The sequence below is a fragment of the Rhodoferax sp. RT5P35 genome (genome assembly GCF_056521385.1).
In genome coordinates, this window is sequence record NZ_JBWMAX010000004.1 from 294,990 (window position 1) to 307,592 (window position 12,603).

The following is a 12,603-nucleotide window of genomic DNA, read 5'->3' on the forward strand; positions in this document are numbered from 1 at the left end:
GCCATGAACGTCTCCTCCTGGTCCATCAAGAACCCGATTCCGGCGGTGATGCTGTTTGTACTGCTGACGTTTGCCGGGCTGCTGTCCTTCAACGCCATGAAGGTGCAGAACTTCCCCGACATCGACCTGCCCACCGTCATAGTCACCGCCAGCCTTCCCGGCGCAGCCCCGGCCCAACTAGAAACCGAGGTGGCCCGCAAGCTGGAGAACTCCATCGCCACCGTGCAGGGCCTGAAGCACATCTACACCTCGGTAAGCGACGGCGTCGTCTCCGTCACCGCCGAGTTCCGGCTGGAGAAGCCGGTGCAAGAGGCGGTGGACGACGTGCGATCCGCCGTGGCCCGCGTGCGCAGCGACCTGCCGGGCGACGTGCGCGACCCCATCGTCAACAAGGTGGACATGGCGGCCCAGCCGGTGCTGGCCTTCACCATCCGCTCATCCAAGCTGGATGCCGAGGCGCTGTCGTGGTTTGTGGACTTTGATGTCACCCGCAAGCTGCTGGCGGTGCGTGGCGTGGGGGCCGTCACCCGCGTGGGCGGCGTGACCCGCGAGGTGCAGGTAGCGCTGGACCCGCTCAAGCTGCAGGCGCTGGGCGCCACCGCCGCCGACATCTCGCGCCAGCTGCGCCTGGTGCAGCTGGACAGCGCGGGTGGCCGCGCCGACCTGGGCGTGGGCGAGCAGCCGGTGCGCACCCTGGCCACGGTGCAGACTGTCCAGGAGCTGGGCCAGTTGCAACTGGCGCTCAGCGATGGCCGCCGCATCCGCCTCGACCAGGTGGCCACCGTGACGGACACGGTGGCCGAGCAACGCTCTGCGGCCCTGCTTAACGGCCAGCCAGTGGTTGGCTTTGAGGTGTCGCGCAGCCGCGGCGAGAGCGAAGTGGCGGTGGGCGCGGCGGTGCAAACCGCGCTGGCCGAGCTCAAGCTACAGCACCCCGATATGGAGCTTACCGAGTCCTTCAACTTCGTGGCCCCGGTGGAGGAGGAATACACCGGCTCCATGCACCTGCTGTACGAAGGCGCGATATTGGCGGTGGCCGTGGTGTGGCTGTTTTTGCGCGACTGGCGGGCGACTTTTGTGTCGGCCGTGGCGCTGCCGCTGTCGGTGATTCCGGCCTTCATCGGCATGTATTTGCTGGGCTTTTCAGTCAACGTGATCACGCTGCTGGCCCTGTCGCTGGTGGTCGGCATTCTGGTGGACGACGCGATTGTGGAGGTGGAAAACATCGTGCGGCACCTGCGCATGGGCAAGACCCCGTACCAGGCGGCCATGGAGGCGGCAGACGAGATCGGCCTGGCCGTGGTGGCCACCACCTTCACCCTGGTGGCGGTGTTTTTGCCCACCGCCTTCATGAGCGGCATTGCGGGCAAGTTCTTCAAGCAGTTTGGCTGGACCGCCTCGCTGGCAGTGGTGGCATCGCTGATCGTGGCGCGGGTGCTCACGCCGATGATGGCGGCCTACATCTTGAAGCCCATCGTAGGGGCCGAGAAAGACGCCGGCTGGATGCGCGTCTACATGCGTTGGGCAGCGTGGTGCCTGAAGCACCGGGTGCTGACCATGGTGGGGGCCACGGTGTTTTTTATCGGCTCCATCGCACTGATTCCACTGCTGCCCACCGGCTTCATCCCGCCCGACGACAACTCGCAAACCCAGGTGTACATCGAGCTGCCGCCTGGCTCCACCCTGGCGCAAACCCAAGTGTCTGCCGAGCAGGCACGCACGCTGATTGCCCAGGTAGCGCACGTCAAAAGCATCTACACCACCATTGGCGGCGGCAGCGCGGGCGGCGACCCGTTTGCCCCCCCCGGGGCCGCCGAGGCGCGCAAGGCCACGCTGACCATTTTGCTCAGCGACCGGGGCGAGCGCCCGCGCAAACAGGGCATTGAAAACAACATCCGCACCGCGCTGGAGCCGCTGCCCGGCGTGCGCAGCAAGGTCGGCCTGGGCGGCTCGGGCGAAAAATACATCCTGGTGCTCACCGGCGAAGACCCGGTCGCCCTGCAGGCCGCCGCGCAGGCGGTGGAAAAAGACCTGCGCACCATCCCCGGCCTGGGCAGCGTCGCGTCCAGCGCCAGCCTGATCCGGCCCGAGATCGCGGTGCGGCCCGACTTTGCCCGCGCCGCCGACCTGGGCGTGACCAGCAGCGCCATCGGCGAGACGCTGCGCATCGCCACGCTGGGCGACTACGACATTTCACTGCCCAAACTCAACCTGTCGCAGCGCCAGGTGCCCATCGTCGTCAAGCTCGACGACGCGGCCCGCAAAGACTTGACCGTGCTGGAGCGCCTGGCCGTGCCGGGCACGAAACCTGGTATTGGCCCGGTGATGCTGGGCCAGGTGGCCACGCTGGAGACCAACGGCGGCCCCGCCGTCATCAGCCGCTACGACCGCACCCGCAACGTCAACTTCGAAATCGAACTGTCGGGCCTGCCGCTGGGCGATGTGAAAGAAGCGGTGCAAAAACTGCCCGCCATGGCCCAGCTACCGCCCGGCGTGAAGGTGGTGGAAATTGGCGATGCCGAGGTAATGGGCGAGCTGTTCGCCAGCTTTGGCCTGGCCATGCTGACCGGGGTGCTGTGCATCTACATCGTGCTGGTGCTGCTGTTCAAAGACTTCCTGCACCCTGTGACCATCCTGTGCGCGCTGCCGCTGGCGCTGGGCGGGGCCTTCGTGGGCCTGCTGATCGCGCAAAAAAGCTTCTCCATGCCCTCGCTGATCGGCCTGATCATGCTGATGGGCATCGCTACCAAGAACTCCATCCTGCTGGTGGAGTACGCCATCGTGGCGCGCCGAGGCCAACCGGCACACGACGGCCGGCCGGCCGTCGTTGGAATGTCGCGCATAGAAGCCCTGCTGGATGCGTGTCACAAACGCGCCCGCCCCATCATCATGACCACCCTGGCCATGGGCGCAGGCATGCTGCCGATTGCGCTGGGCTGGGGCGCGGCCGATTCCAGTTTCCGCAGCCCGATGTCGGTGGCGGTGATCGGCGGGCTCATCACCTCTACGGTGCTGAGTTTGCTGGTGGTGCCTGCGGTGTTTACCTATATCGACGATCTAGAGCACTGGTTTAGGCGCATGGGCGCGAAGATGCGGGGGAAACCGGCCCCAGGGGCAGCCCAACTGCCCCCGGCACCGCAGCCCAAGGCGCTATCGTAATAAGAGCTGTTGGTGCAGGTAATACAAGCGCCAGCAGCCTTTTTGTTTAAATTTTTGATGTAACTCCTGCTATGCCACGCGTACTCTTCATCTGCAGCCGCAACAGACTGCGCAGCCCCACGGCGGACCAAATCGAATAGGCCGACATCATCTGTGTGATGGAGAAGCGGCACCGCACGCAACTGGCCCAGCGGTTCAAGCGGCACTTATCCGGCAAGAAGGTGGTGTGTCTGGATATTCAGGACAACTACCAGTTCATGCAGCCGGAGCTTGTGGCGTTGTTGGAGAAACGGGTGCCGGGGCATTTGCGGTAGACGCACGTATTGGCCTGGAGCGACCGTTAACCGAAAACCGTCAAACGACTGTTACAGGCTGGTTGCTGCCAGTCAACTTTGGCGATCTAGTGACGGCTTGGCCGATACCGGCCATTGCCAAGCTTTGCAGTCGGATGCTTGCAGAACTGCCGTAAGCTGACATTTCATGGGCGAGCCCAGTCACATCATTCAACTGTAGCCCTTCCCCTTCAGGAACTGGCGCTGTCGACCCAAAGCAGACAGGAGGTGATCAAATCGTGCGAGTCGCACTGCTACCCTCCGTGACTTCACAGAAGAAGAATGAACCGTCTAACGTCGGCGTATCGAGCAGTAATGACATTACATACAGGCACTACATTACAAGAAAGTAGATTGAGAAGGGATTTCTAGTGACGGTTGAACAGTGCTTTCTTGGTGTTTGTTTCATCCCTCTCGACAGCAGCGGGCAGAAATTTTTCGGCTTCTCCGAGTTCCTCGCTGGCCTCGCGCTGATGGTACTGGCTTGGACGATCGCAGACGTTCGCTACCGGTTTCGCGTCCGAACTGCGCCTTTACCTCTGCTGGGCTTCACGTTCTCGGTCGTCGCTATCGTCGGTGTGCTCACCCTGCTAACGGACCTCTGGCGTGCCGAGCAGTGGTTGGTACCAAAAGGCAACCTCTTGACGCCTGCGTCGTGGCAAGCGGTTTTGGGCGGACTGTTCCTGCTGACCTTCCTCACTTGGGCATGGTTCGCGTTCATCCGGCCACCCATATACGGTCGGTACAACGCTGAGCGCTTCGCACAGACCCTGTATAGATTCATTCTGAAAGGCTCACCGGCAGAGCTTGCCGTCATCGCTGACGAACTCGCCTACTCGGCCAGTACGCTCGTCCGCTTCGCCACGGACAGAGGCAAACGCAAGAACTATCGGCTAGAGCGAGAAGACAAGGAGAAGAACGTCCCTCCGAAGGTGGAGGGATATGCCAACGATCTACTTCTGCTCATCGCCGACAAGCGGTTGTGCCGTGCAATCGTCGAGTCGTCGCCGGGCACCGCGCTAGCGGTGTTCCATGCACTTGCCAACATGAAAAAGCACGGCATCCAGGTGGAGACCTTTGCTAAGAACATAGCGAATGAGGCATTGGCAAATAAGGACTCTTTTCTCTACCACGAGACCGAGGGCTATGAGTCGGGCCTGATTGGCTATCACAAGCCTCTCAGCCAGGCGATGTTCGCCAACTATCAAATGGTCGAGACAATCGGAACTCTCCTTGACCCTGACATATATGGCAAGAGGGAATGGGATGCTGAGCAATGGGAGGCTTACTGTAGGGTGGTCTTGATGACCTTCCGTAGCTATGTCAAAGAGGGGTACGGAGAGCATTCGTTCGTGCTGTATCGCGCCAAGCGTTACATCGAGAACGCTGCCTCTGATCTCTACAAGCTGAACGAACTTGCCAACAATTGGGACACAGATTTGTCCCGCCGTCTTCGAGTCGTTGTCGAGTTCGTAAAGAACGCGGTCAAGATTCTTGACGAGAAGGGCGTTCCCGATCATGGTCGCGTTCGTGTGAGAGCGAAGCACGGACACCCGCGCGAGACCTTCTACGATCACATGGCCAGCATGATTTTCGAGGTGATCTTCCATGCGTCGGCCGTCAGATCGCCACAGTGGGGATGCTGGTCGATCCAGCACAACTCGGTGTGGGGCGAACTGTTCAACTTCGATCACCTCAATGGCCCCGCCGGCAAGGTGGTGAAATTCAAGGTGCGACGACTCCTGTACGACGAGATTGCCGACATGAAGCGCTTCCCTAACTTCAAAGGAGCAAAGATTCTCGGCTTCTGCCTGAACGTGATGGGACTCACTGACAAGCAGGGCGATTACGACAAGGACAGTCGGGCGCTTCAAGGGGCAGTGTTGGCTTGGACGAGGAAGAACTTTGTCTGGCTGCACGGGTACAACCCGCGTGTAGCAGAAGCGTGCTTGGTGGACGGCATGGCCTTTGACCCGGAGAATCGGCGATTAGTGCGCACGTCTCCAGCCGAAGGACTTAGGCGCGAGCCGAGCTACATGTACCTTGAGCTTGACCTACCCTCAGACCAAGCCGAGCTTATTGCGACCTGAGTCGCATCGGCATTGACAAACTCATATCAGCCTCACCCGTTGATCGGCTGCTTCTGTGGCCTGCAAGTGTCAACTTCGGGTCGGGAGTACCCGCTCACAGCAGCCGGTAGTTGATTTACAAGATGCCGCGTATGGCGGCACCTCACCAAAGTCGGCGGTACACATGAAACCAGTCGTCGGGCTGGCGAGAACGCCAGGTCTCGGGTATCAGTTGCAGGACAGAAGGCGTACTGTCACGATCCAGTCGCAACCGGCGGCAGCCGCTGCGTTGCAAACATTAAAGCCAGCAAAAGCGCTTGCCTCCCCAACCCCCTCCCGGTTACCCTGAGTCTCATGTCATCAAATCGCCACAATTTTTCGCTAGTCCCCATTGAAGCAGATATGGGCGTTCTGTCCTGGTGGCGGGCGCTGTGCGCGATTGCGGTACTGAATGTATGCCTGTGGCTCGCCGTGCTGCATCTGGGGCCGGGCAGCGGTATCCACGCGGGGCTGCAGCTGGCCTTGTCCGGCGTGTACGTGCTGGTGTGCGCCTATCGCTCGGTGCTGCCGCGGGTGGACCTGGAGCGGCTGGTGGTGGTGGACACGCGGCTGTCCAGCATCTTCCTGGGCCGTAGCGCGGCCACGGTGGCCGAAATCTGCTTTGCGCTGCAGCTGGGGCTGCTGGTACACCAGCTGGGCGTGCATGCCGGCCTGCCGTGGGTGCAAATGGCGGCTTGGGCGATACCGGTGTTCATGGTGGTGGCACAGGGTTTTTGCTGGCACAGCGTGCTGACGCTGAACCACATCACCCAGGCGGTGGAGTCCTCGCTGTGGGCGGCGGGCTTCTCGTGGATGGCGGCACTGCTGGGCATCATCGCGCTGGACAGCAGCGGCTGGGTGCACGCGCTGGCCGTCGTCGGCATCCTGGGCTCGGTGTCCTTCGTGGCCTATGTGCTCTGCGTGGATGTGCCGATGTACTGGCGCCGCTACCAGCATGGCCGCGCGCATGGGCTGGCCTATATGCGCCTGGACCAGGGCGCACGCGATGCCTGGCAGCGCCGCGTGCCCAGCGGCAACTGGGCGGCATGGAAGGCCGATGCGCTGTGGTTGACGCCGTACTTCAGCTTCGGCGTGTGGGTCAGCATCGCGATGGTGTTCGTGCCCGGCACCTGAATCGGCCAGGGAGCGGCATCGCCCTGCGCAGTCAACCCGGCCATGACCCAAGGCCAACGAAGCCCTCCCCGCGTCTATAGCGGCACATTGCAGGCCATCAAAGACATGGAGCCGCAGCCCATCTCGCCCGCGTCGCCACCGGCTACACAAACACCTGCGCCACCAGCCACACATTCGCCCCACTGACCACGCCAAACACGCCCCAGGCGCACAGCTTCAGCACCGGGCCGTTGGCGTACGCGCCCATCAGCTTGCGGCTGCTGGTGAAGCGCACCAGCGGCCAGATGGCGAAGGGCAGCTGGAAGCTGAGGACTACCTGGCTCAGCACCAGCATCTTGCCAATGCCCGCGTCGCCCAGCCACCACACGCCAATGAAGGCGGGCACCAGGGCCAGGGCGCGGGTCAGCAGGCGGCGCTGCCAGCAAGGGATCTTCAGGTCTAAGAATCCCTCCATCACGATCTGGCCCGCGATAGTGCCGGTGAAGGTGGAGCTTTGGCCCGAGGCCAGCAGGGCGATGGCAAACAGGCTGGCGGCCAGTGCGCTGCCGACCACGGGTTCGATCAGGTGGTAGGCATCGGCAATATCGCTGACCTCGCGGTGGCCACTGGTGTTGAAGGCGCTGGCGGCCAGAACCAGGATGGCGGCGTTGACCAGCAAGGCCAGCGATAGCGACACCAGCGCGTCCAGCGTGCACCAGCGCACGGCCTCGCGCCGCCCGGCCTCGGTGGGCGCGAGGCGGCGGGTCTGCACGATGGAGGTGTGCAGGTAGAGGTTGTGTGGCATCACCGTGGCACCGACGATGCCGATGGCCAGGTACAGCGCGCCGGGCTGTTGCAGGCGCTGCAGGCTGGGCACAAAGCCGATGGCCACGTCCGCCCACACCGGCTGCGACAGCGCCAGCTCCGCCACAAAACAGCCTGCGATGGTGGCCACCAGCCCCAGCACAATCGCTTCCACCCGCCGAAAGCCCGCGCCCTGCAGGCCCAGCACCAGCACGGTGTCAAACGCGGTGATGGCAATGCCCACCGGCACCGACACGCCCAATAGCAGGTGCAGGGCCAGCGCGCTGCCCAGTACCTCGGCCAGGTCACAGGCCACGATGGCCAGCTCGGCCCCCAGCCAAAGAAAGCGGTTCACCGCGGGCGAATACTGTTCGCGGCACAGGCGGGCCAGGTCCTTTTGCGCCACGATGCCTAGCCGCACGCACAGGGTCTGCAGCAGCATTGCCGCCAGGCTGGCCAGCAGCACCACAAACAGCAGGCCGTAGCCAAAGCGCGAACCGGCTTCGATGTCGGTGGCCCAGTTGCCGGGGTCCATATAGCCCACCGACACCAGCAGGCCGGGTCCGGCGTAGCGCAGCAGTTTTTTGTGGAACGGCAGGCCAGGGGCGACGGCCACGCTGCCTTTGACTTCGGACGGGCAAAACGGCGCGGTGGCGGTGCGGGGGAGTGCAAACATCCGCCAAAGTATAGAAGCGCGCTACACGCTGGCCGATATGCAATTGCTATGCTTGTCATAGCTAGTAGCGCAGACACTATCTGCGCTAGAGGCACTTTTTATATAAATTTCGGGTAAATGCATGGCCGTGCGCTGGGCGGCGGCGGCACTGGTGTTTTCCCTGTGCCGTTGGCAGGCCATTCCGGCTTCCAATCTGTATGCTTCAAAGCGCTTTGAATGGCGGTTTCCCCTACACTCGCGGCAACTTCCATTCCACCCATTTACCCATCCACCGGCCGCACCATGCTTTCCGTCGCACACCAAACCCAACTCGCCCACCAGCACGTCGCCGCCGCCCTGAAAGCCCGCCCCGAGGCCAAGGCCGCGCGCAAGGCCTGGAAGGCGTTCGAAGCCCGGCTGGACACGCACTTCCCGCAGCTGGTGCAAGAGCTGGCCCCGCTGTACGGCGCGCGGCGCGACTTTCTGGATTTTCTGGTGGACCTGCTGTCCAAGGCCTTCGATGCCTGGAACGCCCGCCCGGCGGATTTGCAGGCGCTGGACGTGCAACGCGAGAAGAACCCGCGCTGGTTCCAGTCGCAAAAAATGCTAGGCGGCGTGTGCTACGTGGATTTGTACGCGGGCAACCTCAAAGGCCTGCAAAAGCAGATTCCCTACTTCAAGGAGCTGGGGCTGACCTATCTGCACCTGATGCCACTGTTTAAATGCCCGGACGGCAACAGCGACGGCGGCTACGCGGTCAGCAGCTACCGCGAGGTCAACCCGGCCCTGGGCACGATGGCCGACCTGCAAAACCTGGCCGCCGCGCTGCGCGCCGAGGGCATCAGCCTGGTGCTGGACTTCATCTTTAACCACACCTCGGACGAGCACGCCTGGGCCACGGGTGCGGTGGCGGGCGACCCGCAGTATGCCGACTTTTACTACCTGTTCCCCGACCGCACGCTGCCGGATGCGTACGACAAAACCGTGCGCGAGATTTTCCCCGACCAGCACCCCGGCGCGTTCTCGCAGCTGCCCGATGGCCGCTGGGTCTGGACCACCTTCAACAGCTTCCAGTGGGATTTGAACTACAGCAACCCCGCCGTGTTTACCGCCATGGCGGGCGAGATGCTGGCGATTGCCAACCTGGGCACCGAGATTTTGCGCATGGACGCGGTGGCCTTTGTGTGGAAGCGCCTGGGCACGGTGTGCGAGAACCTGCCCGAGGCGCACACGGTGATCCGCGCTTTCAGCGCCCTGGTGCGCATTGCCGCGCCCAGCATGCTGTTCAAGAGCGAGGCCATCGTGCACCCGGACGACGTGGTCAAGTACATCTCCCCGCAGGAATGCCAGCTCTCGTACAACCCGCTGCAGATGGCCTTGCTGTGGAACAGCCTGGCCACGCGCGAGGTGAACCTGCTGCAGCAGGCCCTGGAGCAGCGCCACAACCTCGACCCCGACACCAGCTGGGTCAACTACGTGCGCAGCCACGACGACATCGGCTGGACCTTTGCCGACGAAGACGCCATCCAGCTGGGCATCCACGGTTTTCCGCACCGGCAATTTTTGAACCGCTTTTACGTGAACCGCTTTGAGGGCAGCTTTGCGCGAGGCGTGCCGTTCCAGGACAACCCGGCCACCGGCGACTGCCGCATCAGCGGCACCTGCGCGTCGCTGACAGGCATCGAGCAAGGCGACCCGGTGGCACCCGCCCGCATCTTGCTGCTGCACAGCGTGGCCCTGAGCACCGGCGGTATGCCGCTGATCTACCTGGGCGACGAGGTGGGCACACCCAACGACACCCGCTACCTGAGCGACCCCGCCAAAGCCGGTGACAGCCGCTGGGTGCACCGCCCGGCCCGCGTGCCCGGCCTGTACAGCCAGCGGAATAAAAAGAACACCGTGCCCGGCCAGATCTACCAGGGCCTGCGCCGCATGGTGGAAGTGCGCGCGTCGCTGGAGGCGTTTGCCGGGGGCCAGCTCACCGGCTTTCGCGCCGGCAACCCCAGCGTGCTGGGCTATCTGCGCGGCAAAGGTGACGCTGGGGGCACGCATGTGCTGGTGCTGGCCAACTTCAGCGAGCAGCCCCAAACCTGCCCGGCCATTGTGTTCAGCGCCCAGCCAGAGAGCGCGGTGGATTTGCTGACACGGGAAACGCGCCATTTGCACGCCGGGCTGACGCTGGCACCGTACGAGGTGCTGTGGCTGGATTGCCGGGAGGCATTGGCTTAAGCCGCCTGGGGGGGCAGCCCCGATTTACCCATGGCCACCAAGGTGGCCCAACGGGGCATCAAAACCCAAGATTTGCGGTAGGCGTTGGCGGCAGCCCAGGGGTTTTTCTCCTGGCGAAGTGACCAGCCGAGATCGGCGTAGCTGCGGGCTAGCCGGTGCTGCAGCAATTTTTGCTGTGGGCGGCTGAGCAAACCTTTCACGCGCTTTCTATTGTTTTCCAGCAGCAACGTGATGTCCGCATGCACCTTCAAAGTGTTGCGGGTGATGTTGGAGTCGTGGATTCTGTATTGCGCCTGCACAGAACGGTCGAAAACCATGGCCCCGGCCAGCCCCAATCGAATCCATAAATCCGTGTCGTCGCACACCTTGTACTGCGGGTCGAAATACAGCAGGCTCTGGGGCACCCGGTGCCGGGCAATCATGCAACTGATGGTGTGCAGGGCTGCATACCGCAGAGATTGGAAGATATAAAAAGTATTTAAACAAACATATGTCGAATCACTTTTCTGCTCCAGGTATTCAGCCGCATCCTGCGTAAAATTTTCAATATACCGGCCGGTTTCTCGCCCTTTTTTGTCAATAAAAACAATATCGTGGAATGCAGCGACACATTCTGTGTGGATTTCTAGTGCTTTAACCATGGATTCTATTTTTGTAGGCAAATACAAATCGTCATGGTCCAAAAAGGCAATGTAGTCACCTTTTACATGTTCTAAACCCGTATTTTTGGTAATGGACGGTAGGCCACCCCGCTGCTGCCTATCAATGAGTTTGATGCGCCCGTCCGATTGCCCGGCTGCCACCAAAAGATCGCGCGTGCAGTCGGTGGAGCAATCATTGACGGCGATGAGTTCCCAGTTTTTGTAGGTTTGGCTGATAACCGATTCAATCGTTTGCGCGAGATATTTCTCACTGTTAAAACAAGCCACAATCACGGAAACCAGTGGGGTATTTTTATCCATATTCGCCATAATATTGTTGGATACCATCACAGCGTGTGTTTACCGGCTCGGCAACAGCGCCATATATTTGGCGAGCGCCTGGGCCCAAGTGAAAGCCAACATCACATGCTCGCGCAGCCGCAAGCCCATGGCGTGTGCGGTTGCGGGTTCGTCCAGTAGGGTACGCAGGCACACCGCCAGGGCATCGGGGTCGCCTGGCGGCACCAAGTGGCCTGTCACACCGTCTTCTAATATCTCGGGAATCCCGCCCACGCGGGACGCAACCACCGGTACGCCAAAGATCCCCGCTTCCAGCAGCACCAAACCAAAGGGCTCGATGCGGCTGGGCAGTACAAAAACACTGGCTTTCTGGAAAAAACTCGCCATGTGGGCATGCGGTATGTCCTGGAAAAAATGCACCCGGTAGCCCAGTCTGTGATGCTGACACAAGGCCTGCAATGCGGGCAAAGCCTGGTCGGTGGCACCCACTAGCACCAACTGCAGATCGGAATAGTCGTTTCGCAGACGGCTAAACGCTTCAATCAGAACGTCTTGCCCTTTCTTGTGCTCAAACTTACCCACGTTCAAAACCATGCGCCCGCACGGTATGGGCATGGGCTGCGCCACGTCGGCCATGCGCTGTAATTGGTGTGCGTGGATGCCATTGTGGATAACGCAAGTCGTTACGTTGGCACCCAAAGTCTGGTGCAGCCGGTGTTGCATATCTCGGGAGCACACCACATTGGCCTGCACGCGTTGTGCCAAGGCCCGCCAGGCCGCTACTTCGGGTGCAGACGCATCACCCACCGTGCTGAGGTCGGCACCATGGAACGAAAGCAACATTGGAATCGGTTTTGCCAAACTTCGCGCCATCCGCTCAAGAATAAAAACCGAGGGCGTTGGGTAGTGGGCATTAATGGCTGCAATCTGATTTTCTTGGCATAACTGTTGGAATGCCGCACCAAACTGCCGCTGCCATAAAAAGTAGGTCAGTCGGGTTCTCAGATTGCCGCGAAAGGGATACGGGCGCACACGCCAATGCACCGTACGCAGCCCCTGAAACGTACCCCATTGGGGTTGCACGGCATCCCAGTCGGTGATGAGCACCAGCGGCTCAAAGAGTCCCGTCTTTTGCATTTCTTGCGCTAGCTGGAGCACCACCTGGTTGACACCTCCCGCATGCTCCAAGGACCACGGCAGAACAAACAGGTAGACGGGGCGCGAAGAATGCATGGGTTATGGTGGGGGAATCAGCGGACGAT

At 61.6% G+C, this 12,603-nt stretch carries 7 protein-coding genes and 1 pseudogene; 5 read left to right on the plus strand and 3 right to left on the minus strand.

The features are described from left to right. Positions 1-3: 3 nt before the first annotated feature. The 4 genes and pseudogenes from AC097L_RS07965 (at position 4) to AC097L_RS07980 (ending at position 6,733) form a co-directional block, all read left to right on the plus strand. The gene (locus tag AC097L_RS07965; RefSeq protein WP_479585793.1) at positions 4-3,159 is read left to right on the plus strand and encodes an efflux RND transporter permease subunit; all 3,156 of its coding nucleotides are present in this window, start codon (positions 4-6) and stop codon (positions 3,157-3,159) included. A 71-nt stretch (positions 3,160-3,230) separates the two neighbouring features. After that, a pseudogene (locus AC097L_RS07970) lies at positions 3,231-3,473 on the plus strand (phosphotyrosine protein phosphatase). A 389-nt stretch (positions 3,474-3,862) separates the two neighbouring features. Beyond that, positions 3,863-5,581 carry a hypothetical protein gene (locus AC097L_RS07975; protein ID WP_479585797.1) on the plus strand — a complete coding sequence of 573 codons (1,719 nt, stop codon included), beginning with the start codon at positions 3,863-3,865 and terminating at the stop codon, positions 5,579-5,581. Between the two features lie 381 nt (positions 5,582-5,962). After that, on the plus strand, positions 5,963-6,733 hold the full coding sequence (locus tag AC097L_RS07980; protein ID WP_479585799.1) for a hypothetical protein: 771 nt from the start codon (positions 5,963-5,965) through the stop codon (positions 6,731-6,733). A gap of 142 nt (positions 6,734-6,875) precedes the next feature. Here AC097L_RS07980 and AC097L_RS07985 read toward each other — a convergent pair whose 3' ends face one another. Further along, positions 6,876-8,192, minus strand: coding sequence for an Nramp family divalent metal transporter (locus AC097L_RS07985; protein WP_479585800.1), 1,317 nt, complete (start codon positions 8,190-8,192; stop codon positions 6,876-6,878). 282 nt (positions 8,193-8,474) lie between these two features. Here AC097L_RS07985 and AC097L_RS07990 point away from each other — a divergent pair, with 282 nt between their 5' ends. Continuing rightward, positions 8,475-10,400, plus strand: a complete 1,926-nt coding sequence (locus tag AC097L_RS07990; RefSeq protein WP_479585801.1) for an alpha-amylase family glycosyl hydrolase — start codon at positions 8,475-8,477, stop codon at positions 10,398-10,400. Here the strand turns inward: AC097L_RS07990 and AC097L_RS07995 are convergent. Together AC097L_RS07995 and AC097L_RS08000 are read right to left on the minus strand one after the other, a co-directional pair. Then, positions 10,397-11,389 (minus strand): glycosyltransferase family 2 protein, encoded by a 993-nt coding sequence (locus AC097L_RS07995; protein ID WP_479585903.1) that lies wholly within the window; start codon positions 11,387-11,389, stop codon positions 10,397-10,399. The genes AC097L_RS07990 and AC097L_RS07995 overlap by 4 nt on opposite strands. Positions 11,390-11,401: 12 nt before the next feature. Then, the gene (locus AC097L_RS08000; RefSeq protein WP_479585802.1) at positions 11,402-12,574 is read right to left on the minus strand and encodes a glycosyltransferase family 4 protein; all 1,173 of its coding nucleotides are present in this window, start codon (positions 12,572-12,574) and stop codon (positions 11,402-11,404) included. Between the last annotated feature and the right edge of the window lie 29 nt (positions 12,575-12,603).

Coding starts and splice junctions, on each gene's coding strand:
- AC097L_RS07980 (WP_479585799.1), top strand. CDS start 5,963: ATGGGCGTTCTGTCCTGGTGGCGGGCGCTGTGCGCGATTGCGGTACTG.
- AC097L_RS07985 (WP_479585800.1), bottom strand. CDS start 8,192: ATGTTTGCACTCCCCCGCACCGCCACCGCGCCGTTTTGCCCGTCCGAA.
- AC097L_RS07995 (WP_479585903.1), bottom strand. CDS start 11,389: ATGGTATCCAACAATATTATGGCGAATATGGATAAAAATACCCCACTG.
- AC097L_RS07965 (WP_479585793.1), top strand. CDS start 4: ATGAACGTCTCCTCCTGGTCCATCAAGAACCCGATTCCGGCGGTGATG.
- AC097L_RS08000 (WP_479585802.1), bottom strand. CDS start 12,574: ATGCATTCTTCGCGCCCCGTCTACCTGTTTGTTCTGCCGTGGTCCTTG.
- AC097L_RS07990 (WP_479585801.1), top strand. CDS start 8,475: ATGCTTTCCGTCGCACACCAAACCCAACTCGCCCACCAGCACGTCGCC.